Raw genomic sequence first — 26,261 nt, 5'->3', positions numbered from 1 at the left:
CAAAATACAGGTCAATATTCTATCATATATTACTAATCCAGTACAGGATTTTGCTTATCTTATACTATACTTTTGAGATAGAACAAAATCTCTTTATTATGATCAACTGGAACGGCGTATTCCCGGCACTTACCACAAAATTCCATGCCGATGGCAGCCTTGACTTCGATACATTCTTTAAGAACGTAGATGCACAGCTGGAAGTCGGTGTGGACGGCATCATTCTGGGCGGCACCTTAGGCGAAGCCAGCGTACTGCGCACAGATGAAAAACAGGAACTGACCCGTAAAACGATTGCATATGTAGCAGGAAGAGTGCCGGTGCTCATGAATATTGCCGAAGGCGCTACACAGGAAGCTATTTTACGTGCCCGCGAAGCTGAAGAGATGGGCGCCAGCGGCCTGATGCTGCTCCCACCCATGCGCTACTACTCCGACCACCGCGAGACGGTTGCCTTCTTCAAGGCAGTAGCCGAAAGCACGTCGCTGCCCATTATGATCTACAACAACCCGGTAGACTATAAACGGCTCATCACCCTGGAGATGTTTGATGAACTACTCGTGCACGAGAATATACAGGCCGTAAAAGAATCGACCCGCGACCTGACCAACGTCACGCGCATGCGCAACCGCTACGGCGACCGCATTAACATACTATGTGGCGTAGATACCCTGGCCCTGGAAAGCCTGCTAATGGGCGCGCATGGCTGGGTGGCCGGTCTGGTGTGTGCTTTCCCGAAAGAAACAATGGCCGTGTTTAAGTTAGCCAAAGCAGGAAGAACACAGGAAGCACTGGAAATCTACCGTTGGTTTATGCCGCTGCTGGAACTGGATATTCATCCGAAACTGGTGCAGTACATTAAGCTGGCCGAGCAGATGGAAGGCATTGGCAGCGAACATGTGCGTGCGCCACGCCTGCCACTGATCGGGGAAGAGCGTGATAGCATAATCGCCATTATCCAAAAAGGAATTGAAACAAGGCCACAGCTGCCAAATTTTAAAGAAGAAGCCTATGCTGTATAACGAAGCTTTAGCACACGCAGAACAGGCGTTTGACTCATACAAGAAAACCACTCCGGCCCAACGGGCACAGCTCCTGCGAAGTATAGCGGAGGCTATTGAGGCGCTGGGGGATGAACTGTTGGATACGGCCAGCCGGGAGAGCAATCTCCCACTGGCCCGCCTGACCGGCGAGCGCGGGCGCACCTGCAACCAGTTGCGCCTGTTTGCCGATCTGGTAGAAGAGGGCTCCTGGGTGGAGGCAACCATTGATACGGCTATGCCCGACCGCCAGCCTTTGCCGCGTCCGGACCTGCGCCGCATGCTGGTGCCACTCGGGCCTGTGGTGGTGTTTGGAGCCAGCAACTTTCCGTTAGCTTTCTCCACCGCGGGCGGCGACACGGCCTCCGCGCTTGCTGCTGGCTGTACCGTGGTTTACAAAGAGCACCCGGGCCACCCGAAAACCTCACAGTTAGTTAACAAAGCCATCGCCCGGGCGCTTGAGGCAAACGCGCATCCGGCAGGTGTGTTCCAGCATGTAGGCGGCGGCGTGGAAGTAGGGCAGGAGCTGGTAAAGCATCCTGCTACAAAGGCTGTTGCTTTTACCGGATCTTATCAGGGCGGCAAAGCCATTTTTGACCTGGCCATGCAGCGCGAAGTACCCATTCCGGTATATGCCGAAATGGGTAGCACCAACCCTGTGTTTATCCTTCCGGAAAAACTGAAGGAGAACACGGCTGAGTTGGCACATCAGGCGGCGGCATCGGTGTTGTTGGGGGCGGGGCAGTTCTGTACCTGTCCGGGCTTGCTTTTCGTGCCGGAGTCGGCCGTAACCGGGGAGTTCATGGAAACGCTTGAAGCAGAGCTTGCCACAGCCAGTCCCGCCAAAATGCTGCACGACGGCATTGCCGGCAACTATTACAGGGGACTGGAAAAGCTTCTGAAAGCGGAAGGGGTGCAGGCACTGGTACAGCAGGAAGCTGACGTGCTGGAAGGACGTGCCTCCCTGGCAAGTACCAGCGTCGCGCAGTGGTTGCAGAACCCGGCTTTGCAGGAGGAAATCTTCGGCCCTTTTACCCTCGTTGTAAAGTATAACAGCGATGCAGAGTTGATCTCTGCAGCAAAAGCATTGCAGGGACAACTGACTTGCACGCTCTGGGGCACCGACCAGGAGCACGAACTTCAGCAGGAACTGACCGATGTACTGCGCGACAAATGTGGGCGTCTGTTATTTTCAGGGGTACCAACCGGGGTGGAAGTAAGTTCTGCCATGACGCACGGCGGGCCATTTCCGGCCACGACTGACAGCCGCAGCACGTCGGTGGGCACCTACGCTATTAAGCGTTTTGCACGGCCTGTCACGTTTCAGTCGGCTCCGCAGGCGCTTTTGCCAACAGAACTCCAGGATGAAAACCGCACCGGCCTGTGGCGCACCATCAACGGAAAACTTTCCCAAAGCAGCTTATAAGTAGACGAATGGCCAGAAAAACATTCTTTTGCATCGATGCTCATACCTGTGGCAACCCGGTGCGCCTGGTGGCAAGCGGCGGCCCTATGCTGCAGGGCCACAACATGAGCGAAAAACGCCTGCACTTTCTCCGGGAGTACGACTGGATCCGGAAAGGGCTGATGTTTGAGCCACGCGGCCACGACATGATGTCGGGCAGCATCCTGTACCCGCCGCACGACCCCGAAAACGACGTAGCCGTGCTCTACATCGAGACCAGCGGCTGCCTGCCCATGTGCGGCCACGGCACCATTGGTACGGTAACGATTGCGCTGGAGGAAGGTCTCATCACCCCGAAAATACCTGGCCAGCTGCGCCTCGAAACACCGGCCGGTCTGGTACGCGTGCAGTATACCCAGGAAGGCAGCAAAGTAAAATCAGTAAAGCTGACCAACGTGCCTTCTTACCTGGATGCGGAAGACCTGACGGTAGAGTGCCCGGAACTGGGTACGCTGAAAGTGGATGTGGCCTATGGCGGTAATTTTTACGCCATCGTGGACCCGCAGGAGAATTTTCAAGGTATAGAAAACTATACAGCCGACAAGCTCATCTCCTGGAGCCGCGTGCTGCGCCAACGCCTCAACGAGCAGTATACTTTTGTACACCCCGAGAACCCGGCTATTCAAGGCCTCTCGCACATTCTCTGGACCGGCGAACCCTTAGCTGCTACTTCCACGGCCCGCAATGCAGTTTTTTACGGCGACAAAGCCATCGACCGCTCGCCTTGTGGCACCGGCACTTCGGCACGCATGGCACAGTGGTATGCCAAAGGCAAGTTGAAACCGGGGCAGCAGTTTGTCCATGAAAGCATCATCGGCTCGGTATTCACCGGCACCATTGAGGAGGAAACCACGGTGGCCGGCAAACCGGCCATTTACCCCGGCATCGAAGGATGGGCGATCATCACCGGGCACAACACCATCTTTTTTGATGATGAAGATCCGTACGTTCATGGTTTCCAAGTAATCTGATATGAGCAAGGTAACTATCATCGGTGGGGGCGTGGTGGGGCTGTTTACGGCCTACTACCTTTCAGAAGAAGGCTTTGACGTGACCCTGCTCGACCAGGGAGACATGCAGCAGGGGTGCTCCACCGGCAACGCCGGTATGATTGTGCCCAGCCACCTGGTGCCGCTGGCCTCGCCGGGCATGATCAGCAAAGGACTGAAGTGGATGTTCTCCGCGACCAGCCCCTTCTACATCCACCCCCGCTTGAACAGGCGCCTGCTGCAATGGTGCCTGCACTTTTACCGCGCCTCCACTAAAAAGCATGTGGAGCACAGCATCCCCTACCTGAAAAACCTGAGCCTGCTGAGCAAGCGCCTCTACCAGGATTTTGCGTTGCAGCACCCTACCTCGCAGATCGGGCTAGAGGAGAAAGGCCTGCTGATGCTGTACAAAACACCTGAAATGGAGCGGGAAGAAACAGAAATGGCGCACCTGGCCAACCAGCATGGGATCGAGGCCAAGGTGCTGTCGCGGGAGGAAGCGCAACAGCTCGAACCAAAAGTTGAGCTGGACGTGCGCGGGGCGGTGCATTTTACAGGAGATGCGCACCTGGACCCTGCCAAACTGCATTGTTTTCTAAAGGACTACCTGGTGGCTAAAGGAGTGAAGCTGGTGGCGCAGGCGCGGGTAGTGAAATTTGAGAGCAAGGGCGACAGGGTACGATCCATCGTTACCACCCAAGGCGACTTTACTTGTGATCAGCTGATCGTGTGTGCCGGAGCGTGGTCCGGGCAATTGGCCGGCAAGTTAGGCCTTTACCTGCCCATGCTCTCGGGCAAGGGCTACAGTTTTATGCAACAGAATAAACCCGCCTTGCAATTGCCTGCCATACTTTGCGAACAGAAGGTAGCTGTGACCCCCTTTGGCGAGCAGGTGCGTTTTGGGGGCACAATGGAAATTACGGGCACCAACCACAGCGTCAATCAGCAGCGGGTGCGGGGCATCTTTGAGGCGATTCCGAAATACTATGCCACCTTCCAGCCTACCTTTCCGGAGCAGGAGAAAGTATGGAGCGGCCTGAGGCCCTGTTCACCGGATGGCCTGCCTTATATTGGCGCCACACAGCGTTGGAGCAACGTGCTGTTTGGTACCGGCCATAGTATGATGGGCGTGAGTCTGGCACCGGCAACAGGCAAAGTGCTGGCCGAGCAGTTGCTGCAGAAAAAGGCAAAATTCCTTACCGATGCCTTTTCGCCGGACAGGTATAGCTAAAGCTGTATTGGAATATTTTCGGTTTATACTTTGGCTACTCTCCGTGTCATTTAGTGCTGTTCCGAACATCCTTGTCCGGAAACCAGTCTGCTGCAGACTTTTCAGTCCGCATAAGCAGTCACACCTTATTAAAAAATCCCCGGCAGGTAACTTCGGATAAAGAAGTCCGGAAGAGCGGGACGCTTACAAAATGCGGTTTGGTAGCATTTCAGAAAACCGGGATGCACGGCTGCAAATAAAACTGTATATTTCCTGCTGTGAGTTCTTTACAAGTAATCTAAATTAGTAAGAGCAAGATCTTAAATGCACATAACCCCCGCATTGGGCTACTATTCATCACATCATTCCGTCATGCACAGCTTTAAACTCCGAACCCTTTTACTGCAGCTGTTGCTGCTCGTTATCTTTGCCACCACCTCCCTTGCCCAGGGTAACCAGAACCGCCAGTGGTTGAAAGCCGGCAATGCCTATCTGCAGGCCGAGCAGGGGCAGCTGGTCAAGTATACGTTGCCGGATGGGGCTTCCCAAGTTTTCCTGGAGAAAGCCGCACTGGTACCAGCCGGTAAAACCGAACCCTTAAAGGTGCGGGGCTTTGCTTTGTCTGCTGATGAACAGAAAGTGCTGCTCTATACCAATACCCAAAAAGTATGGCGCTATGATACCCGGGGCGATTACTGGGTGTATGACCTACAGGCAAAACAGCTACGTCAGATGGGTGCCGGAAGACCAGAGTCATCGCTGATGTTTGCTAAATTCTCGCCGGACGGATGCAAGGTGGCCTACGTGAGTGAGCACAATATTTTTGTAGAAGACCTGCAGAGCGGGCAGCAAAAGCAGCTGACGAAAGACGGCACCCGCAAGCTCATCAACGGCACCTTCGACTGGGCTTACGAAGAAGAATTCTCTGCCCGCGACGGCTTCCGTTGGAGCCCCGACAGTAAAAAAATTGCTTACTGGCAGCTGGATGCCACGCAGGTAAAAGACTACATCATGTTCGACATGCTGGATGGTGTCTATGCCAAGGTGATTCCGGTAGAGTACCCGGTAGCCGGGGAAGCGCCCTCGCCTTACAAGATCGGCGTGGTGGACATCAACTCAGCTATTACCCGCTGGATGGAGATTCCCGGTGATGCGCGCAACACCTACCTGCCCCGCATGGAATGGGCCGCTTCTGGTGATGAACTGATTGTACAGCAACTGAGCCGCAAGCAAAACGAAAGTACACTGTACCTGTGCAATGCAGCTAACGGCCAAGCCAAGCCGATTTACAAAGAGCAGGACGAGGCATGGATCGATATTCTACCGAGTTGGGACAATTCCTATAGCTACGGCGGCTGGGATTGGTTGAGTGGCGGCAAAGAGTTTTTGTGGGCGAGCGAGAAAGACGGCTGGCGCCACCTCTACCGCGTAAGCCGCGACGGCAAAAAAGAGAACCTGATCACCAAAGGCAACTATGATGTGATGGAGATTGCCGGTGTCGACGAAAAGGGAGGATACGTATACTTTCTGGCCTCGCCGGAGAATGCCACCCAGCAATACCTTTACCGCACGCGCCTGAATGGCAAAGGCAAAGCCGAGCGGCTTACCCCGGCAGCGCAGCCAGGCACCCATACGTATACTTTGTCGCCTAACGCCACGTATGCCCAGCACCGCTTCTCGAACCACTATACTCGACCTGTTAGCGAGTGGGTGACGTTGCCTAACCACCAGGCAATTGGCGGTGAAAGTGCCGTACAGCAAGCTTTGGCCAAGGCAGATAAGGCTGCCAGCGGCGTGGAGTTTCTCAAGGTTAAAACTGCGGATGGGGTGGAGATGGATGCCTGTATGGCCAAGCCTGCCGATTTTGACCCGAAGAAGAAATACCCGATCGTGTTTTATGTATACACCGAGCCTGCCGGCCAAACCGTGACCGATACGTATGGGGCAGGTCAAAACGGTCTGTACAAGGGCGACATGGCGGCAGATGGCTACATCTATGTGTCGTTGGATAACCGGGGCACGCCCGCACCGAAAGGAAGGGACTGGCGCAAGAGCATCTACCGGAAGGTAGGCCAGCTCAACATCTCCGACCAGGCAGCGGCGGCACGTGAGCTGCTCAAGCTGCCGTTTGTAGATACTGCCAGGGTGGCCGTATGGGGCTGGAGTGGTGGCGGTTCTGCCACGCTCAACCTGCTTTTTCAGCACCCGGACATCTATAAAACAGGAATTTCGGTAGCTGCTGTAGCCAACCAGCTCACCTACGACAACATTTACCAGGAGCGCTACATGGGCCTGCCGCAGGAAAACCGCGAAGACTTTGTGCAGGGGTCTCCCATCACCCATGCCAAGAACCTGCAGGGTAATTTGCTCTACATCCATGGCACCGGCGACGATAACGTCCATTATAACAATGCTGAGCAGTTAATAAATGAGCTGATTAAGTATAACAAGCAGTTCCAGGTGATGCCGTACCCGAACCGCTCGCACAGCATTTCGGAAGGAGAGGGCACCAACGAACACCTGTCGACTTTGTTTACGAATTACCTGAAGCAGTACTGCCCGCCGGGAGGGAGGTAACTGCCGCGCTTCCCGTAAGCAAGTCACGGAGATGCATCAGCTTGCAGGCTACCGGTGCGCTTTATTTCCCGTGCCGTCTCCATTGCTGTAGCCAGTAAGGTTAACAAAGTGCAGATCGGATGTTTTGCCTGGTCCTGATCAATCCCTCCGGACAGAGCCCTCGTGAGGGCGGCGTGCTTGAGGATGTGGTCGAACCGCTTTATATTCTTATCTGGTTTACCGATACTGTTGGCTAAGAGGTCAGCCTACAGTATCGGTAAATCTTCAGGCTTAAATATCATCCTGTCAGGCTGGAGCATGCTGCCGGGAGGTTATTTCCAGTGTGTTGCCAGAAGTGGCAGAGCGTTGCCTTGCAGCTTGGCTAGCGCAGGTAGGATAGTATTCTGGTAGCGGTAGAGAGGAAGTATCTTTTATCGTGAAATATGGTCGAGAGCATGACGGCGCCTTCTATTTCCTGTACGGCCTGCTCTGCCATCATGTGTGCCTTTGCCTGTTCATGCTGCGACTGAAGCAGGTAAGCAAATGTTGCAATCAGGTCTTCAAAGAACTGTCTGATGATTTGAATAAACTCAGGCTTCACCTGAGCCGACTCCAGCCCGATGTTGGCCATCAGGCACCCTCCCGGTTGATCAAAATAACTACTTTCCAGCGCCAACAGAATTTTCTGGAGTCTTTCTTTGCTTGGCAACTGCTCCTCATAAGCTATAGAGCAAACAATAGTTTTCGTGGCGTCGTGGTCACTGATGAGAACCTGCCTCATCAGCTCCTCCTTGTTTGGGAAATAGTAGTATATACTTCCCTTCAGCAGGCCGCATGCCTTCCCGATATCAGCCATGGAGGTAGCGTGATAACCCTTCTCACGGAAAACCTGGCAAGCCTTGCTTAAGATCTGTGCTTTATCTGTTTTTTGCGTTGGCATAAGTTAGACCGGGGAAGTGAAGGCTGGTAAACGCAGCGGAATGCACACCATATAGTTAGCGGCGCCTATCGCTGCTCCGGGGCAGACTTTGCGCTAAGGTACAGGCTCATTTCTGTTCCAATCTTCAGCAAGGTATCCTGCTCGTCTTGCGTAAAGTCGTAGGGCACTGGCTTTGCAACACCGAACACGCCGTATAGCTCCCCATTCAGCAGCATGGGAACAGCTATTGATCCCTCCACTTTTGTTTCTTTTGCCGCCGGACGGGCCACCCCTGAATTATCCGTTTGGAGGTTACACATCTCCACAGGCTGCCTGCGCTCTGCGGCAATGCCTGCCATACCTTTTCCGATAGGGATCTCCATCATCTTAGGCAGCAGGAAGGCCGGAATCCCCTGCTGCGCTTGTAGCTTCAACAGGTTTGCTTCCTTATCATAAAAATGAAGCGTGCCGGTAGAGCAGTCAAAGGATAAAATAATGTCGTTCAGGAGCGCTTGCCAGTTAACTTCCGAGTCATGGTTGCGGAGGTTTGCGAGAATAGCTGAAGTAGTGGAAGGCATAAATTTTTGTTGTTAGAGAGGACGAGAGAATGATTTTATAACGAAGAATTAGTTTACCAGCGAGCCGGCATGGTGAAATGAGTCCGCATCCTGCTTACGTTTCACATCAAGGTGATGAAGTATGAGCTGGAATACATCCGTTGCCTGTAAGCTGGACGGGAGTGACAGATCTTTGTTATTGGAGAGGAACACAGGCCACTCATCTTGTGTCTCAGGAACTCGCCCATGAGAGCCTTTCACAAGCGTAGCATCCAGTGGGATGATGTCCATCAAGGTTCTGAAGCCAAGCTTTTTCTTGATGAGCTTGCCAGCCACCAGGGGCAAGAGGAATTTTATCTTCGGATCAGCGAACATCTCTACCGGGTCATAGCCTGGCTTTTTGTGGATATCTACTATTCGTGCAAAGTCGGGTGCCTTCCTGTCGTCGAGCCAGTAGTAGTAGGTGAACCAGGCATGCTTGCTGGCCACCACCACCAGTTCGCCGCAGCGATCGTGGCCCAGGCTATACTTATCCCGTTCATCGCCTGCCAATACTTCTTCCACCCCCGGTACCTGTGCCAGGAGCTGCTTTACTTCCTCTATGCGCTCTTTATTTTTCACATAAACATGGGCTACCTGGTGGTCTGCCACGGCGAAAGCCTCGCTGGCTCCTGCATCCAACAGCTCCAGTCCCCGTTCTTCCCGAAGGGCAACCAAGCCACGCCCCCGCAGTATCCGGTTCAGGTGCACGGGCTGATTCACCTCCGAAATCCCATACTCCGACAGCACGATCACATGCGCATTGCGTGCTTCGTAGAACTTGATCAGATCGGCACAAACAGCGTCTATTTCCTTCAGGTCTGTGGCAATGCGCGGGTCATTTGGGCCCAGGCGCTGCAGGTTGTAATCGAGGTGCGGCAGGTAAATGAGCGTGAGCGTCGGGTCGTACAGGTTATCGGTTATTTTAGAGGCATCTGCTATCCACTTGCTCGATTTGATAGAGGTCTTAGGTCCCCAGTAATGGAACAAGGGAAAGGTCCCCAACTCTTTCTGCAAGGTGTCGCGCAGACTCGCCGGGTGGGTATAGCAGTCGGGCAGCTTCCGCCCGTCGGCCAGGTACTGCGGCCGTGGTGTAAGGGAGTAGTCGACGGTGGAGTACATGTTGTACCACCAGCCCATGTTGGCGCACGTAAAGGAAGGGTCTGCCGCTTTGGCGGCTTCCCATACTTTTTGGGCCTGTACCAGTTTGTTCGACTGCCGCCAGAACTTTATCTCGCACTCCTCGCGGAAGTACCAGCCATTCCCGACAATACCGTGCTCCTCCGGCAGTTTACCCGTTAAATATGTTGCCTGCGCCGCGCAGGTAACGGCAGGCAAGACAGGATGTATAGGTGCCTGTTGCGCTGTTTTTGCCGACCACTCCGCTAAGAAGGGAGTATGCTCACCTATTAGCGACTGCGTGAGCCCCACTACGTTGATTACTACCGTCTTTTGCATCTTGGTTTAGTTTATGATGTTCGTAACCCATTCCAGTTCGCGCTGGATGGATTGAGATAAGTCAACTTTTAACCCTTCGGGCAGCACTTCCCAAGTATAGGTCTCTACCTCCAGGTGATTTGTGATGTGCTTGTTTTGTAAGTATACCAGTACCTGCTCCACATCGTCCTGTGTAGACTGGAGTCCGTTATAAGCATCCGTAAAGAGCGGTACATGGAAATGGGTTCTCCACTCCTGGGCTTCTGTCTCCTGAATGGTGTCCAGGGCCAGCTGTAAGTCAGGATAATGGATGAGCTTGCCTGCTGCATCCTGTGCCACCACCTGGTGCAGGTAAGTGGATTCTGCAAAGGGAGCAAGCTTTCCGGCCAGTGCTGCCTTACCGGCACTATCAGCAGGCAATTTCACTTTTAAGGCAGCGCTCAGCTGTATTTTTCCTATTTTGATTCCGGCTGATGTAAGCTTTGCAAACGCTTCTTCCGGCTTTTCATAGGCAAGTGCAAAGTGGCACACATCGTAGCAGAGCTGTATGTGCGTCAGAACAGCTTCTTTGGCCTGCTGCTCCGTTAGTCCGCTGCATTGCACAAGCCTTTCCACCCCTTTAGGAAGCAGCCAATCCTGATAATACCGGATGACCTCTTCGCTGTTTTCAAGGAGTCCGTCCGGCTCCGGCTCGATATCGATGTGGATGGTCTTACCCGTGCTTTCTTTTATTTGACGCAGTTGCGCTACAAGGTCTACCAGGCTAGCTGTTGCGCTGGAGTACACGGTATTTAACTGTTCCGCGTTATTTTCGTGCCAGGGTTTGTAGGAGAGGGGCGAGGTGGAAATTCCCCCTTCAACTCCTTCAGGCAATAGCGTGGCCAGAATATGTGCCAGGCGCAGGGTATAATCCAAGCGGGCTTCGGTTGTCCAGTCAGGTTTGTGTACCTCATCCTTTACCACCTGGTTATGGAAGCCCCCGTAAGGAAAGCCGTTCATGGTGTACACATACAAGCCGTGTTCATCCAGCCACTCCCGAAAAGCGGTTAATCTTTCCTTTTCCGCCAACGCTCTACTGGCTTTATCCGAGAGGCGCAGGCCGATGCCAAATGGTTTACCAGGCGAGAGCTTCTCTTTGAGTTCCGGTAGGTATCTCTTTAAGCTGCTGAATACCTCTTCCCAGGTTTCCCCGGGGTGAATGTTGGTGCAGTAAGATAAATGCAGTGCGTCGTTTATGAGCATGATGAGCGACTAATAGGTAAGCAAAAAGTTATGCAATAGGCTTGAGAACCCTTTCAGGCTGCCATTGCTGTAGCTGCCTTACAGCTTCGGACACAAGTGCTGCATCCAGGTGATGAACCTCTACGCCATGGCCTATCTTCTCAAGCAGCATAATGGTGAGTTGCCCGCCCAGGTGCTCCCGGAACTCCTGCAGGCCCTGAAGTATGAGCAGCTCTTTTGCCGGCGTTTCCAGGCCCTGCGAAAGCTCCGGAAGGTAGAGGGCAAAACCCAGCTCGTAGAGCAAGCTTAGAATATCTTCCCACTCCTCTTCGCTCAGCATTCCAGCCAGTTTAGAATAGGTTACATCCAGGGCAATGCCAACAGCCACAGCCTCTCCGTGGCGTAGGGAATAATTGGTGACTTGCTCCAACTTGTGCGCAGCCCAGTGCCCAAAATCCAGCGGACGGGAAGAACCAAACTCAAAAGGATCGCCGCTGCCGATATGCTCCACGTGCATTTGGGCACAGCGGAAAATCAACTCCTGCATGGGCTGCATTTCCCGGGCCACCAGCGCTGCAGCGTTCTGCTTTATCTGTGCATAAAAAGCGCTGTCTTTTATGAGGGCTACCTTTATGGCTTCGGCTATTCCGCCGCGCCAGTCGCGGTTCTCGAGCGTAAGCAAAAATTGGCTATCGTTTATCACGGCAAAGGGTGGGGCAAAAGTGCCCAGGAAGTTCTTCTTGCCGAAAGCATTGAAGCTGTTCTTAACGCCCACGCCAGAGTCATTCTGGGAAAGCACCGTGGTCGGGATGCGGATGTGGCGGATGCCACGATGTGCCGTGGCTGCTGCAAAACCAGCCATGTCCAGCACCGCGCCCCCGCCAATAGCGATCAGGTAGGAGTGCCGGCACACACCAAAGTTATGGATAGCTTCCAGCACCCGGTTCAACAGGGCGGGGTCGTTCTTTGCCTCTTCGCCGCCAGGTATCAATACCGGGTCTGCCACAGCAGCTAACGTATCGGAATGATGCGCTAGGTAGGTTGCTATATCAGAAAGCAAATTTGGGTGGGCTTTGGCTACGCCATCATCAACCACAAAAAGCACCTTGCGAGGCCCTGTGCCGTCGCTTTTTTGCTTTAGAATGTCAGCAAGCATTGGGTTCTCCTTGCCGAAGAGGCTTTCTGTAAAATAGATGCCGTAGGTAAAGGGCACCTGAAATTCCTGGATGATTGATTTCATAAGTAAGAGTTGACTCTAATGCCGTAGCTAGATTTTAAGTAACGGCAAACTTTTTGGCAATGTAACGCGACACGGGCAAGAGCAGGAGCACGAGAAGGCCATATTGCCAACCTGCAAAACCAGCCGCCATACTTGCGTTCATCACGATCAGGGCCAGTACGCCTGCTTTAACTGCCCGCATCACAGCAGCAGGTTCCTTTGCAGGCATGGCCTTAAAAAGTGGCGGAAAAATAAGGTAGCCGAACAGGGCCAAAAAGGGCAGGCTATAGAGTACGTTAAACTGCGGCAGGAAAGTAAGGCAAATAATGGCGCCAATAACGATAGCGTATAGTAAAACGGCTCCCTTCAGGGCCGAGCTGTTCCCTCCGTGCACCTCGCCGCGGCTCACCATGGTAATGGCTGAAATGTACACGATTGGGATCAGGGCCAGATACCATAGTTGCTCCACGGCAGCCGGAATAGCGCTGATGCCCAGAAGTAGGTTTCCCCCACGGCAGGCTCCCATATTAACCGGGCCTAGCACAGGGTGGTGTTTTCCCTTCCAGTCGTATAGCAAAGCACAGGCTGCTGTGGCAGCGGCAATAACAGCACTTAGTGCCGATACCTGCCAGGCAGCCAGAATGCCGCCCGCCAACAGTGCAGCGCCTAGTGCGGCAGCTCCAGATACTGTTGCTCTACCGCTCGGAATAGGCCTTTCCGGGCGCTCCACCCGGTCGAGTTCCGCATCGAACACATCGTTGAAAACTACGCCGCCCCCATAGAGACCGATCGTGGACAACACCAGCCATAAGAGCGGCTGCAGCGCCGACAAACTAAGAGAGTCGCTCTCCCGAAAAGCGAGCGAGAGCAGTGCGCCGGAAGCTGCAAATCCCATCAAAATATCGGCAATGGCTGTCACAATGTTTGCGGGGCGCATCAACCTGATATAGGCTCCTATGTTCATTAGCGAATGATGTTGTCCTCTATCTGGCCTGTTGACTTGCGTTTGCCAACAAAAGGCTCCTGCCCGCCCCGAAGAATGGAGTTGTCAGAAAACTTATCGCGCTGGTCTACCTGCACAGCCTGTAGCCAATCCGATTCCTTCATCTGGCCGCTCTGCCCGAAAGCATCCAATGCATTCTGATAACATACCTTGCGCACGTCCTCTGCCGAGATGCCGCGCTCGAGCATCAGCGAAGCGGTTTTGGGAACCGACAGCGGATCACTTACACCCCAGTCAGCAGAGCTGTTCACGATGATGCGCTCCGTGCCATACTGCTTCACAATCTCAACCATGCGCTCATTCCCCATTTTAGAGTTCGGATAAATGGTAAAGGCGGCCCAAAAGCCCCTGTCGAGCGTGTCTTTTACTGTTTCCTCGTTGTTGTGATCTACAATTACCATGTGCGGCTGGATGCCGTGCTCCATGGCCACCTCCATACTTCGGATAGTGCCTGCCTTTTTATCGCGGTGCGGGGTATGGATCTGCACCGGGAGCCCTACTTCCTTTGCCAGGTCGAGTTGCAGCCGGTAATACTTGTCTTCGGCAGCCGTCTGGTCATCATAACCGATCTCACCGACTCCCACCACGCCTTCCTTGCATACAAACAAGGGCAAAAGCTCCATAACCTGCTCGGCCAGCGCCTCGTTGTTTGCCTCTTTCGAGTTAAGCCCGATGGTGCAATAATGCTTGATGCCGAACTGACTGGCCCGGAAGCGCTCCCAACCCAGCAGGCTGCTGAAATAGTCTTTAAAGGAACCTGCCTCAGTGCGTGGCTGGCCCAACCAGAAAGAAGGCTCTATAATCGCAACGATACCCGCAGCGCTCATTCTGGCATAATCGTCCGTGGTACGGGAAGTCATGTGAACGTGTGGGTCAATGAACATCATTTTGTTTGGTGTCATGGTGTGTAAGGGTTTTATTGATTGGTGGTGGATACTTTTTCGCCTATGTAGTTCCAATTCAGCTCGCCTGTTTCTATTTTGTTTTTCAGGACAGGGTGCGCCTCCAGTAGCTCTCTTGCCTGCAGGAAACTACCCTGAGAGCAGGCCAAAGCTGCTGCCTCCTGCTGAATGGCATCCGGGTGTTCAAAAAGTTTTTTGATGTCCTGGATGAGTTCCTGGTTGATGAAAGGCCCTACTGGCCGCCATAGCTCTGGTGTTACCGTGCGTCCTGCGGCCCAACGCTCGTGGGCGTAGTCTGACAGGATACGGGCCAGAGTGGGGTTGCTGCGCTTCTCCAGCCCATAGATACGGTAGAGCGGTTTGCCTACGAACACTGTCTTGAGCACCATCTGGTTCCAGGCCCCCTCCTCCAGGTAATCGGCAGGGTAGGGGTTGTTCAGGGCAATCGCTTCGAACACGGTGCCCATGTTAGTCCTGACGCCTTCTGCCGCTCGAAGCTTGTATGCATCAGGGTAAGGCAGGAGAGGAAGGCTGGCGTACAGCGCCACCAGCTCACCCATTTCAGCAGTACCGAACAGCTGGTCTATTTTCTTGAGGTAAGCTTGTTTGTCCTGGTGCGGTGTAGCGAGCAGTAACAGGGTGCGTGCCGCCTGGTCCGTAGTCCAACAGGAAGGATTAAAGCCCGCTCGTATGGTTTCGGCTTTGGCCAGGTCGGCGTCATGCAGCTGGAGCATCTGTTTGCCTGTAAAGCGCGGCGCGGCGCTAAAGGCGAGGTAAAGCTCTTTGCCCGTTTCGGCCTCAGCTACTCGCTGTAGCTTTTCCTTTAGCCAACTCACGGCCTCCTCTGAAGCGCTTCTTGTAAAAATATCAAGTATAAAGTCTCTTGACCTTGATAAATCTGCTTGATAGGTTGTCATGATATAACTGCGAAAGCTTATGATGATTGGTTCTTTTTGGGATGCCAGACCAGGTGGCTAAAACCTGTTTTGCATTACAATACCTTTAACATGCTTGAGCGGGCTTGTGATGGGGCTTTGGATCCTGAGCATTTCTATATACTTAGTATTCGATATTGTTTACCAAACGGTCGTTTTAAGATTTGGTTTTGAGTAAGGCGAATTTCTAGGGTAGCCTTACAAATAATGTTTAAAAAATATCATGCCCTCTCTGCCGCCCCAAGCGCCTCTTTAGAGTGCAGTAGCAAAAACAGAACAGGGACTTAAGAATGTGAAGCTGCTGTAGGCAACTTCCTTGAAGTATAAGCATGCGAGGCTTTTCAATACTATACTCCCCTTAGAACCTCTAGTCCAAGTATAGGGAGGATGCGGTGTAGGTCTGGCAGGATGACGGGCGACATTGTGCATGATAGGTACACAAACCTGAAGCAAGCAGCTTTTAACCTGATGGACGAGGTGCCAAAGACGGCGGACAACCGAAAGCGGGACCCACTGATAGAGGAGATCAAGCACACGCTAAGCCAGCAACATTGGATAAGGGGCTTCAACATCAGGCTACGCGAAGAGGGGCACATTTATTTAGGAGAGGGTTTCGTGGTCCCTAACCAGGAGGATAACTAAACCCAACTGATAGAGGATACGATTCGAGAAGTTGAAAAGCTTAACCGGCGCCTCCAGGTGTTTACCATTATGCCCGTAAGGAAGCTGCCAGAACAGGAGAAGGCCTGACCTGCCACCGCAGGCAGTAGGCGAAGCTGTTTGCCAGAACCAGCATAAGGACTATACAGAAGCACACGGTCTGCAACAACAAGGCGCAAGGCAAACAGCAGCTGCTGTTTGCCTTGCGCCTTACTAGCTTTATAGGTTTACTTATAGTTGTTGCGTGTCAGCTAATAGTTGTCTCTGTCTCTGTCGCGGTTACCGTAGCCTCTGTCATGATCCCGGTCCCGGCTGGAGCCCCTGCTGCCGTAGTCATGGGAACTGTAGCGATTGCCGTAGCCATACTCTCTATCTCTATCTCTATCTCTATCCCTGTCTTGGCCGTACCCGTAGTTTCTGTCTCGGTCCCTGTCTCCGTACATGTCCCGGTCGCGGCCCCTGGAAGAGTAATTCGAGGAGTAGTCGCCGCGGCTGTAGTTGTCGCGGTTGGAGTTGGAGCTGCCATAGTTGTCTGAGCCGTAGCGGCTGCCGTACCTGTCGCCCATATCCTGATTGCCCCGGCGATCTCTATCCCTGTCGTAGTCACGGTTCATGGAAGAGGAGTAGTTGCCGTAGTCTGAATCAAATCTTCTGTTATAGTTGCCGCGGTCTGAGTCGTAGTCTCGGTTGCCAGAGTAGCCACCGTAGTTTGAGCCGGAGCTGTAGTCGGAGCGGCCTGAACGGTCGCCGTAGGAGCCTTGGCTGCCGTAGCGTCCTGAGTCGCGGTCGCGGTCATCGGAGCGGTTGCTACCGCTGCCTTGTCGGTTTCTTCCGTAGTCGGAATAGTCATTTTGATCTCTCATAGCTTGTCTTGGTTTAATTTAAAAAATGGATTTATCTATCTTGCAAGGTTAGCGATTAGCCGTTTCCCGTTGTGCTGTGTCCTGGTCGATGTAATCATAGAGCAGGCCTGCGGCGATGGCATATACGCTGTGGTGCAGCACATCCAAAGCGATCTGCTTTGGCGACCATTCAGTGATGGGCTCTGAGGCATTGGCAGCGGGAAGCATTACCAGGGCGGTTGACCAAATGGCACCGAAATGGGTGGCTGTTGCAGGCCAGCCCTTAACCCCGGCCAAGGAGAGCAGCCCCCGAGCCACCCCCCAGGAAGTGCCGTACTGCCAGTGCATTATCTGGGAAAAGCGCTCTGCATGCTCTTCCTTTACCTCTTTGTTTGTTTTGTCAGTATCTTCAGGCTCGCCGCTTAGTTCCTCCGATTCCTCCTTGTTGCTTGGCGTAACGCCCAGCACCTGTCCGGCTACTTTAGTTGGCGCCTTGCTCCCCTCTCGCTTTGTGATTTGCATCTCAATCATCTGAGAAATAGTAATGGCAGCTGTGCCTGCCAATCCTGCCAAAATACCTTTGCCTATAGCATTTCCTAAGTCAGACAGCGCGTGCTGTACCGTGTCGTTTGTCATGTATATATCTATTTTCTTGAGCAAAAAAGGTTGTACGTGATTTCATATGGAAGCAGTGCATCAAATCATGCTGCCTTGCCAAATGTGCTACTTGCTTCTACGAGGCAGTGTAGTTCCCGACTAAAACGACCTGAGTGCGATACGTTAAGAGCTGTTTCACTTTAGTAACCGTGCTTTATTTTATAGTGGCCTCTATAGGTAACCTCTTAATTTAGGACGATCCATGAAAGTGGAAATGTTTGTTTTTATACTTCGGCGGGCGCTCTTTTCGATGTAGGCAGACATGTATAGGCGGGTAGAAAATGCGGCAGAATAGTCGGTGTCAGGCAACTTCGGCAATCAATTGGTGTGGCATGAGCCACGGCAGTTAGTTCTACTGGCTTACCCAAAAACCTGCAAACGGAAAATGGCCGCTCCATTGGTAGGTTAACCCCACAGTATAAATGCGGTTTACTGCAGATTTGTCTCTGACTTTAAAGCCCGAAGAAGTAGAGTAACTTGCTTGCTGTTAGCCTATCTTCTTGAGATCGGCTCTCTTCAAACAAAGCCTGCGCAGGCCGTAGCACAACGCCTGCAGAAGAGATTTTCACACGTAGTTTAGGGTTAAAGGTAGTATAGCGCAGCAAGTGGGCCTACTGGTAAGTAGATGGCTGTTGCTTTTATAGCGCTATATGCCTTAATTTGTTAAATCATTTTCAGAACCGTGCTGCCTTCCAAACTACTATCAGTTTTCATGTTAGCAAAGCCGCTTACCGGCCTTGTTGCGGCATCGCATCACGTATCGTTATGTGACGTGCTGAATGGTTACTGCCTTTTCTTTTATTCCGCCCCAAAAGCCTTCATTAAGTAGGCCGGAGATTCCGGCCACAGGCGCAAGCCAACCTACCTGAACGGAGGCTCATCCTCTTCGAACGAATTTTGAGCATTTTCAGAAAGTTACTTTTCTGTGGCGCCCACACCGCAAGGGGCAGATAACCTGCAACTTTGGGTCATGGCTGCACGGCCTAACTCCGCTCCATCATTTCCATGATGGGGTGGCGTAGCCTCAGAAAAGCATGCTAGTATATACCTGGAGCTTGTTCATCAGCTCCTTTACCTGCCGACTCGGGCACAGGAGTCGTAATTGAATACAACACAAATGGGTTTTTTAGATTTTTTTAGAGAGGACATTGCCATTGATCTGGGCACAGCTAATTTCCTGATCATGCAAGGCGACAAGGTGGTGGTAGACGAACCCGCAATTGTGGCTTACAGCCGGTCTTCGGGCAGAGTGCTGGCCATAGGCCGGAAGGCTATGCAGATGGAGGGGAAGGTGCACGAGGACATTCGTATTGTACGGCCCATGAAGGATGGTGTCATTGCTGATTTTCATGCGGCAGAGCATATGATCAAAGGTATGCTACTGCTGATCCATGCCGGTAAAAGGAAGTTGGCTACCTCATACAGGATGGTGATTTGTGTGCCTTCCGGTATTACTGAAGTAGAGAAACGTGCCATACGCGACTCAGCCGGTATTGCCGGTGCCAGGGAGCTGTACCTTGTACACGAGCCTATTGCAGCTGCCATTGGCATTGGCCTGGATGTGGAGGAGCCAAATGGGCACATGATCGTGGATATCGGAGGGGGCACGACCGAGATAGCCGTAGTCGCGTTGAGCGGTATCGTCTGCGACCAATCTTTGAAGGTGGCAGGTGAGAGCTTTAATGCCGACATCAGGCACTATATGCGGAAACACCACAACCTGCTGATTGGGCAGTCCACAGCCGAGCGAATTAAGAAGGAGGTAGGGGCGGCACTGCCTGAGTTAGAGGACCCACCTGCTGACCTGCCTATCAAAGGACGCGATTTGCTGACAGGTTTGCCGAAGCAGGTGTACGTTTCCTATGTCGATGTCGCTCAATTTCTGGATCGCTCGCTGTCCAAGATAGAGGAGGCGATCATGAAAACCCTGGAAGCAACCCCACCCGAACTCTCTGCTGACATACACCAAACAGGTATTTACCTGACGGGGGGTGGCGCGCTGCTGCGCGGGCTGGACAGGAGAATCTCCGCCAGAACGAAACTTCCTACCCATGTGGTGGAGGACCCACTCCGTGCAGTGGTGCAAGGCACGGGCATTGCCATGAAAAACATTGACCGGTTTAAGTTCCTGATGAGGTAGCAGGTACTTTCCTTGCTTTAGGTGCGGGTTAGCTGCGTAGGACTTTTCTCGAGAAGCATCTTCTCCAGAGTAGCAGGTGGTATGTAAATACAATCAATAGAAAACTGCTTGCTGGAAAGAGCTTTAGTAGAGGGTTGCAGTTCCTGTTCGATCATTCTGGAGTATCTGGTGATTGATGGGAGAAAAGTACAAACCGTTCGAGGAACGAGGTGGTGCGGGTTATCAGGCCTGCTAAGTAAGTAGATGAATAAAAAAAGGACAAAGAGCTAATTTTTGCTCTTTGTCCAGTACTTGTGCACCCGAGAGGATTCGAACCCCTAACCCTCGGAGCCGAAATCCGATATTCTATCCAATTGAACTACGGGTGCTTGGGTATGCAAAAATAGCAAGTAAATGCACATTACGAAACATCCACCGTTAAAAAATGCTTTTAACCTTAACAATAGGGGCGCCGGAAACATTATCCCCCCTTCAGCAGTTCATCTCTTCTAGAGATAAGTTATTGTAAATAAGTTAAAACTATGGAAAAAGTGTATACAGCGGTGGTGACCGCAACAGGAGGCCGGCAAGGCAAGATTAAGTCAGACGACGGAATAATTGATATGAAGTTAGCCTTGCCTGAAGGTTTGGGAGGAAAAGGGGGGAGTACAAATCCCGAGCAGCTTTTTGCTGCAGGGTACTCTGCTTGTTTCCAAAGCGCTTTACTGGTGGTGGCAGGCAAGCATCATGAACGTCTGGACCCGGCATCTACCGTGACTGCCCATGTGGATCTGAACAGGAGAGATGATGGGGGCTATGCCCTGAGTGTAAAGCTAGAAGTAGAACTAAAAGGCGTAGATAAAGAGAAAGCAAAGCAAATGGTAGATGAGGCGCATCAGATATGTCCGTACTCTGTCGGCACGCGTGGCAACATTGAGGTAGAGCTGGAGGTGCTGTAAGTTTAGGGAGTAGCCAAGATAGCTTACCCGGTATAAAAAAGAAGGGCTGCCAAAACTAGCAGCCCTTCTTTTTTATACCGGGTTTAGGTTATACCTCAGCTAAAACCTGCTTTACTTTTTCAGCAGCCTCTTTCAGGGCTACAGCAGAGTAAACTTTCAAACCAGACTCATCGATGATGCGAGCACCTTCCTCTGCGTTTGTTCCTTGCAGACGAACGATGATCGGAACACGGATGTCTCCGATGTTCTTGTAGGCTTCTACCACACCGTTAGCAACACGGTCACAGCGCACAATACCACCGAAGATGTTGATCAGGATCGCTTTCACATTCGGATCTTTCAGGATGATGCGGAAACCGGCTTCCACTGTCTGCGCGTTGGCGCCACCCCCTACGTCCAGAAAGTTAGCAGGCTCACCGCCAGAAAGCTTAATAATATCCATGGTAGCCATCGCGAGGCCTGCACCGTTTACCATACAGCCTACGTTGCCATCCAGCTTTACGTAGTTCAGGTTAAACTCACCAGCCTCAACCTCCAAAGGATCTTCCTCTGTAATGTCGCGCATAGCTGCCAGGTTTTTGTGGCGGTACAGGGCGTTGTCGTCCAGGTTAACCTTTGCGTCAACAGCCAGGATCTTGTTATCAGAAGTTTTCAGAACCGGGTTGATCTCGAACATAGAGGAGTCTGTCTCCACATATGCCTTGTACAGGTTGGTTACAAACTTCACCATCTCCTTGAAAGCCTCACCTTCTAAGCCGAAAGCAAAGGCGATCTTACGAGCCTGGAAGCCTTGCAGGCCTACAGCAGGGTCGATCCACTCTTTGATGATTTTCTCAGGAGACTTTTCAGCCACCTCCTCGATGTCCATACCACCTTCTGTAGAGGCCATGATCACGTTACGACCTTTCGCGCGGTCCAGCAGGATACTCAGGTAGAACTCCTTCGGGTCCGACTCGCCTGGGTAGTATACGTCCTGGGCTACCAATACTTTCTGTACCAGCTTTCCTTCCGGTCCGGTCTGGTGCGTTACCAGCGTCATACCCAGAATCTGGTCTGCAATCTCTTTTACCTGGTCCAGGTTTTTGGCCAGCTTCACGCCGCCACCTTTACCACGGCCACCCGCATGGATTTGGGCCTTGATCACGTGCCAGCCTGTGCCGGTTTCTTCGGTCAGTTTCATGGCAGCTTTTACTGCCTGGTCTGGCGTCTCAGCCACGATACCCTCTTGGATACGTACTCCGTAGCTCTTTAAAATTTCTTTAGCCTGATATTCGTGTATGTTCATGCTTTCAGTTTTAATGGACGCACGAAAGTAAGCCTTTATCGGCTTAAATTCAAGAAAAGTGTTTTTAAAATATAAGCAGCCTGCTCGTGCATCAGGCTTCTTTTGTAACGTGCATTACGGTAAATCAGTACCAGAGTATACTCATTATTGTACAAGTTGATGCTATTCACGATGCAAATTTTATGATGAATGTATACTTATATGCCAAACGTGTAGCCATTGCAGCCCTGGTGGTGCTCCTGATCGCCACCGGCTTTTACCTGCTGGGCAGGCACGCCTACTTTTTCCTGCTGGTGTTCGGAGCCATACTGCTGGCCGTGCTGTTTTGCGGCATGACCGACTGGTTTAGGGATAAGCTCCACCTGAAGCGCGGGTTGGCACTACTGCTATCTGTGCTTCTCTTCTTTGGGGCGATAGTTGCCGCTTTTTGGCTGGTGGCCCCCACTGTGAGCCAACAGGTGCAGGAAATGCGGCAGACCATACCCCAGGCGATAAAGCAGGTGCAGGACTGGCTCAGCCAGTATGGCTGGGGGCAGAAGCTGATAAGCCAGGTGCCTAACGATATTAGCAAGGCCATGCCCAATCAGGATGCGCTGCTCTCCAAGCTTTCGGGTGCTTTCTCCAGCACGTTAAGCTTTCTGGCCGATTTGCTCATCGTTATTATCACGGCGCTTTTCCTGGCTTCTAACCCCTCGATGTACACTACCGGTTTTGTGAAGCTTTTCCCGTTGCGTAACCGCAGCCGCATAATTGAAGTGCTGGGTAAAAGCTACACTACCCTGAAACTGTGGCTGGTGGGGATGCTTTCGGCGATGGCCATAATTGGTGTGAGCACAGCCATAGGCTATAGCGCCATCGGCTTGCCGCTGGCTTTCGCACTGGCCTTGATCGCCTTTTTCCTGGCCTTTATACCTAACATCGGTCCCTGGATTGCGGGCCTTCCTGCCGTTCTGGTCGGGTTAACCGTTAGCCCGCAGATGGCACTGTACGTGATTCTGGTGTATGGCGGCATCCAGATGGTGGAGAGCTACGTCATCACTCCGCTCATATTTCAGAAGACGGTGGATTTGCCGCCGGCCCTGCTGCTGTTTTTTCAGGTGCTGCTGGGCATTTTGCAAGGGGGGCTGGGCCTGTTGCTGGCCGCGCCTATACTTGCCGTGCTGCTGGTGTGGGTAAATGAGTTTTACGTGAAGGACGTGCTGGAAACAGAGCCTGTGGATGCTTCAGATGAATCGCTTCCCGAAGGTTCAGGCCTTTGAAAGGAGGGGCTTACCGGCAAGTATAACCAGCCTTGCAAAGTATAGGCTACCTACAACGGCAAAATTTTTGTAGCTTTGGCTGACCATCTTAGGTATCAAGCCAAATTATACTTTTCAGAACGTGCTGCAGGTAACAAACATCCATAAAAAATACGGGGCACTGGAGGTGCTGAAAGGCATCGACCTGACAATTAACACAGGGGAGGTAGTTTCTATCGTGGGGGCCTCCGGGGCCGGCAAAAGTACGCTGCTGCACATACTGGGTACGCTGGATACAGCGGATACCGGCGAGGTAATGTTTGACGACAAGAACATCGCGAAGATGAGCGCTACCGAAATGGCGCGTTTCCGCAACAAGCACATCGGCTTTATTTTCCAGTTCCACAACCTGTTGCCTGAGTTCACGGCGCTGGAGAATGTATGCCTGCCGGGGTTTCTGGCTGGCCGGCCGGAGAAGGAGGTGCGCCAGCGCGCCGAGGAACTCCTGAACATGCTGCACCTCTCGCACCGCCTGGAGCATAAGCCTTCTGAGATGTCTGGCGGGGAGCAGCAGCGCACGGCTGTGGCACGCGCCCTCATCAACTCGCCCAAGGTTATCTTTGCCGACGAGCCCAGCGGCAACCTCGACTCCAAAAACGCACAGGAGCTGCACGACATCTTCTTCCGCCTGCGCAATGAGTTCAACCAGACCTTCGTGATTGTAACCCATAACGAGCAGCTCGCCGCCATGGCCGATCGCACCTTGGTAATGAAGGACGGCCAGATAGTGGAGGAGATGAGGGTGAGCTAGGCTGTTGGCCACTAAATCATTAAAACGCTGTTTTCCTGCCGGGACAGGCCACCGCCTGTCCTTTTTCGCTGCTTCAGCAGCTTCGCTTCCGTAAGATCAAATAAATTATATTTGGGAAAATCAGTTCCCAGCGCAGCGCAGGTCCCATGCCTTTGGGCTTTGGCCTCTCCAAGGCTTTGTTTCTCTTTCTCCCCATATCCCAATTTCCTCGATCTACGTATTTATACTTCACCCTTTCCTCAACTTTTAGCTTTTGAGCGGCGTAATTTCCGGGCACATTTTATGGTATGAAAAATTTTGCAACAAGCTGATTATCAGTATGATAAAACGCAAATTTTTTCTGATTTTTTGCACTATTTGCCCTGCAGCTCTGTTAGGTATATGTAACACAACTATGAAAGCTAAATGAGTATGAATCAACCTGATAAAGAAACAAAGGTGCAGAAGAAACCGAAGATTGAGAGCTACGATATAGCCAAGTCTGACGAGACGCTCCACCTGGCCACTGACTTGGCAAAGTTCATCAAGGAGAACCGCCTTTTCCAGAACATCCAGGGCAAGGAGTACGTGAACGTGGAGGGCTGGCAGTATGCTGGTTCGCGTTTGGGTATTCTGCCGGTAGTGGAGCACGTGGTGAACATCAGCACAGACGATGAGATAAAGTACCAGGCAAAGGTGAACCTGTTGGACCTGCGTAGCCAGCAGGTGGTTGGGGCCGGCTTTGCCATCTGCTCTAACCGGGAGCAGGGTAAAAAGTACTACCAGGAGTTTGCCATTGCCTCTATGGCGCAAACGAGGGCCATCGGTAAAGCCTACCGTAATATCCTGGCTTGGGTGATCCGGGCTGCTGGCTATGAGCCAACGCCTTCTGAGGAAATGGACTACGGCGGAAACGAGTCTGCTGCTAAGCCGGCTGTACCAACCGAGAAGAAAGCAACCATGAAGTCTTCTACGGCGGCACCGGCTGCGGAGGCAGAGCAGCCTGAGGAGCAGAGCACCAGTGTGCGTTATGCCTCGGCCAAGCAGAAGGAGGAGATTATCCGCCTGCTGAACAACCCGACCATTACGCGCCAGGAGAAGACGAAGATGCTGCTTAACATCAACCGATTTGATGAGGAGCGTGCTGCACAGGCCATCGAGAAACTGAAGAAAGTGATTGAGGAGCGCGAAGACGGACAGTCTGCCGCTGCTTAACCGGTATAGGACCAATAGCTGTAGTCCCCATCTCAATCGAGGTGGGGACTTTTTTGTTTTAGCAAGCGGAGGAATGACAGGTTGTCCCCTGAGGTTTGCTCCGCCGTATAGACAAGGGAAGACAGATACCGAGGCACCAGCTATGAGACATACGACACAGCTACGATTGGTCCTGCTGCTGGGCATGCTAACCTGCTTTGCCCGTACCGGCTTTGCGCAGGGGGAAGAGAAAATAAAGACAGACCGGCCCGACCAGACGGAAGCATCGACGCTAATACCGAAGGGCACAGTACAGCTGGAGGCAGGGTATTTTTACCAGAAGGCGACGGCCGAGGGGCTTTCTATCAGAACGCATGCTTACCCAACGGCTTTGCTCCGGGTGGGCGTGCTGGACCGGCTTGAGCTGAGGGTGCTAAGTGCCATCCGGGATTCGGTGGTGGAGAACGGTGTGAAGCTGGACGTGGACGGGCTGGCGCCGCTAAACCTCGGGCTCAAGGTTAAGCTGTGGGAGGAACAGGGGTGGAGACCCGAGGCAGCCTTGCTGGTGCGGGCGGCATTGCCGGTGGGCTCCCGCGCTTTCCGGCCCGATGAACCGGAGCCGGAACTAAGGCTCTCGCTCTCGAACGAGGTAACAGACAAGATTGAGATAGCCTATAACCTGACCCACAGCTGGGTGGAGGGAGACCCCAGGCGGGGGTATACTGTCAGCCTGAGTGGAGAGGTGCATAATAAGCTGACGGTTTTCGGGGAGGTATTTGGCAACAAGCAGAAAGGGGAGAAAGCTGAGCATCAGGCTGACGCCGGTGTACTTTTCCTGTTACTGCCCCACCTGCAGCTGGATGTTGCCGCCGGGGCAGGGTTGAATAAGGCGGCCCCTGACTTCTTTTTTACAACAGGCATTGCCGTGCGCCTGCCAAGGTAGCGCAGCAACGGCAACGCCTAGTCTATGCTCTGGCCCGCAAGTATAAACCCGGCCTCCTGGCGCTGACTTCTATGCGCTAACC

23 protein-coding genes and 1 tRNA gene are annotated in these 26,261 nt (G+C 52.6%); 12 read left to right on the top strand and 12 right to left on the bottom strand.

What is annotated here, in order from left to right; genetic code table 11:
- Positions 1-101 precede the first annotated feature (101 nt).
- From PXG97_RS04220 to PXG97_RS04200, 5 genes are all read left to right on the top strand, one after another.
- A complete protein-coding gene (locus PXG97_RS04220; protein WP_276496890.1) occupies positions 102-1,022 on the top strand; it encodes a dihydrodipicolinate synthase family protein in 921 nt (306 codons plus the stop codon).
- Entirely contained in the window at positions 1,012-2,466 is a 1,455-nt protein-coding gene (locus tag PXG97_RS04215) for an aldehyde dehydrogenase (NADP(+)) (protein ID WP_276496467.1), read from the top strand. The genes PXG97_RS04220 and PXG97_RS04215 overlap by 11 nt, the downstream gene beginning before the upstream one ends.
- Before the next feature lie 8 nt (positions 2,467-2,474).
- A complete protein-coding gene (locus tag PXG97_RS04210) occupies positions 2,475-3,476 on the top strand; it encodes a 4-hydroxyproline epimerase (protein WP_276496466.1) in 1,002 nt (333 codons plus the stop codon).
- A gap of 1 nt (position 3,477) precedes the next feature.
- Positions 3,478-4,725, top strand: coding sequence for an NAD(P)/FAD-dependent oxidoreductase (locus PXG97_RS04205; protein ID WP_276496465.1), 1,248 nt, complete (start codon positions 3,478-3,480; stop codon positions 4,723-4,725).
- 351 nt (positions 4,726-5,076) lie between these two features.
- Positions 5,077-7,281 (top strand): S9 family peptidase, encoded by a 2,205-nt coding sequence (locus PXG97_RS04200; RefSeq protein WP_276496464.1) that lies wholly within the window; start codon positions 5,077-5,079, stop codon positions 7,279-7,281.
- A 361-nt stretch (positions 7,282-7,642) separates the two neighbouring features.
- Here PXG97_RS04200 and PXG97_RS04195 read toward each other — a convergent pair whose 3' ends face one another.
- The 8 genes from PXG97_RS04195 to PXG97_RS04160 all read right to left on the bottom strand — a co-directional run bounded on the left by PXG97_RS04195 (position 7,643) and on the right by PXG97_RS04160 (position 15,474).
- On the bottom strand, positions 7,643-8,200 hold the full coding sequence (locus PXG97_RS04195) for a TetR/AcrR family transcriptional regulator (protein WP_276496463.1): 558 nt from the start codon (positions 8,198-8,200) through the stop codon (positions 7,643-7,645).
- 65 nt (positions 8,201-8,265) lie between these two features.
- Entirely contained in the window at positions 8,266-8,757 is a 492-nt protein-coding gene (locus PXG97_RS04190) for a GAF domain-containing protein (RefSeq protein WP_276496462.1), read from the bottom strand.
- A gap of 48 nt (positions 8,758-8,805) precedes the next feature.
- Positions 8,806-10,233, bottom strand: coding sequence for an alkaline phosphatase family protein (locus PXG97_RS04185; protein ID WP_276496461.1), 1,428 nt, complete (start codon positions 10,231-10,233; stop codon positions 8,806-8,808).
- Positions 10,234-10,239: 6 nt separating this feature from the next.
- Positions 10,240-11,454: a metabolite traffic protein EboE gene (gene eboE / locus PXG97_RS04180; protein WP_276496460.1), complete on the bottom strand. Its 1,215-nt coding sequence runs from the start codon at positions 11,452-11,454 to the stop codon at positions 10,240-10,242.
- A 28-nt stretch (positions 11,455-11,482) separates the two neighbouring features.
- Complete coding sequence (locus PXG97_RS04175) at positions 11,483-12,673, bottom strand: 3-dehydroquinate synthase (RefSeq protein WP_276496459.1); 1,191 nt, start codon at positions 12,671-12,673, stop codon at positions 11,483-11,485.
- 34 nt (positions 12,674-12,707) lie between these two features.
- The gene (gene eboC, locus PXG97_RS04170) at positions 12,708-13,616 is read right to left on the bottom strand and encodes a UbiA-like protein EboC (RefSeq protein ID WP_276496458.1); all 909 of its coding nucleotides are present in this window, start codon (positions 13,614-13,616) and stop codon (positions 12,708-12,710) included.
- Positions 13,616-14,557 carry a TatD family hydrolase gene (locus tag PXG97_RS04165; RefSeq protein WP_276496457.1) on the bottom strand — a complete coding sequence of 314 codons (942 nt, stop codon included), beginning with the start codon at positions 14,555-14,557 and terminating at the stop codon, positions 13,616-13,618. Before PXG97_RS04165 ends, eboC begins: the two co-directional genes overlap by 1 nt.
- 14 nt (positions 14,558-14,571) lie before the next feature.
- Complete coding sequence (locus PXG97_RS04160) at positions 14,572-15,474, bottom strand: EboA domain-containing protein (RefSeq protein ID WP_276496456.1); 903 nt, start codon at positions 15,472-15,474, stop codon at positions 14,572-14,574.
- 426 nt (positions 15,475-15,900) lie between these two features.
- On the opposite strand from PXG97_RS04160, the gene PXG97_RS04155 reads away from it, so the two are divergent.
- Complete coding sequence (locus PXG97_RS04155; protein ID WP_276496455.1) at positions 15,901-16,134, top strand: hypothetical protein; 234 nt, start codon at positions 15,901-15,903, stop codon at positions 16,132-16,134.
- A 269-nt stretch (positions 16,135-16,403) separates the two neighbouring features.
- Here the strand turns inward: PXG97_RS04155 and PXG97_RS04150 are convergent, their stop codons facing one another.
- On the bottom strand, positions 16,404-17,015 hold the full coding sequence (locus PXG97_RS04150; protein WP_276496454.1) for a hypothetical protein: 612 nt from the start codon (positions 17,013-17,015) through the stop codon (positions 16,404-16,406).
- 48 nt (positions 17,016-17,063) lie between these two features.
- A complete protein-coding gene (locus PXG97_RS04145; protein WP_276496453.1) occupies positions 17,064-17,630 on the bottom strand; it encodes a hypothetical protein in 567 nt (188 codons plus the stop codon).
- A 1,138-nt stretch (positions 17,631-18,768) separates the two neighbouring features.
- On the opposite strand from PXG97_RS04145, the gene PXG97_RS04140 reads away from it, so the two are divergent.
- Complete coding sequence (locus PXG97_RS04140; protein ID WP_276496452.1) at positions 18,769-19,791, top strand: rod shape-determining protein; 1,023 nt, start codon at positions 18,769-18,771, stop codon at positions 19,789-19,791.
- Between the two features lie 294 nt (positions 19,792-20,085).
- On the opposite strand, the gene PXG97_RS04135 is transcribed toward PXG97_RS04140, so the two are convergent.
- A tRNA-Arg gene (locus PXG97_RS04135) sits at positions 20,086-20,159 on the bottom strand.
- Between the two features lie 153 nt (positions 20,160-20,312).
- Here PXG97_RS04135 and PXG97_RS04130 point away from each other — a divergent pair.
- Positions 20,313-20,729, top strand: a complete 417-nt coding sequence (locus tag PXG97_RS04130; RefSeq protein WP_276496451.1) for an organic hydroperoxide resistance protein — start codon at positions 20,313-20,315, stop codon at positions 20,727-20,729.
- Between the two features lie 88 nt (positions 20,730-20,817).
- Here PXG97_RS04130 and sucC read toward each other — a convergent pair whose 3' ends face one another.
- Positions 20,818-22,014 carry an ADP-forming succinate--CoA ligase subunit beta gene (gene sucC, locus PXG97_RS04125; RefSeq protein ID WP_276496450.1) on the bottom strand — a complete coding sequence of 399 codons (1,197 nt, stop codon included), beginning with the start codon at positions 22,012-22,014 and terminating at the stop codon, positions 20,818-20,820.
- A gap of 182 nt (positions 22,015-22,196) precedes the next feature.
- Here sucC and PXG97_RS04120 point away from each other — a divergent pair, with 182 nt between their 5' ends.
- The 4 genes from PXG97_RS04120 (at position 22,197) to PXG97_RS04105 (ending at position 26,179) form a co-directional block, all read left to right on the top strand.
- Positions 22,197-23,273 carry an AI-2E family transporter gene (locus PXG97_RS04120; protein ID WP_276496449.1) on the top strand — a complete coding sequence of 359 codons (1,077 nt, stop codon included), beginning with the start codon at positions 22,197-22,199 and terminating at the stop codon, positions 23,271-23,273.
- A 121-nt stretch (positions 23,274-23,394) separates the two neighbouring features.
- Positions 23,395-24,063: an ABC transporter ATP-binding protein gene (locus PXG97_RS04115; protein WP_276496448.1), complete on the top strand. Its 669-nt coding sequence runs from the start codon at positions 23,395-23,397 to the stop codon at positions 24,061-24,063.
- A gap of 411 nt (positions 24,064-24,474) precedes the next feature.
- A complete protein-coding gene (locus PXG97_RS04110) occupies positions 24,475-25,257 on the top strand; it encodes a hypothetical protein (protein WP_276496447.1) in 783 nt (260 codons plus the stop codon).
- A 142-nt stretch (positions 25,258-25,399) separates the two neighbouring features.
- Entirely contained in the window at positions 25,400-26,179 is a 780-nt protein-coding gene (locus PXG97_RS04105) for a transporter (protein WP_276496446.1), read from the top strand.
- Positions 26,180-26,261 lie beyond the last annotated feature (82 nt).

It is taken from the genome of Pontibacter litorisediminis (assembly GCF_029360645.1).
GTDB classification, from domain to species: Bacteria; Bacteroidota; Bacteroidia; order Cytophagales; family Hymenobacteraceae; genus Pontibacter; species Pontibacter litorisediminis.
This window is presented reverse-complemented; position numbering and strand designations above follow the sequence as displayed.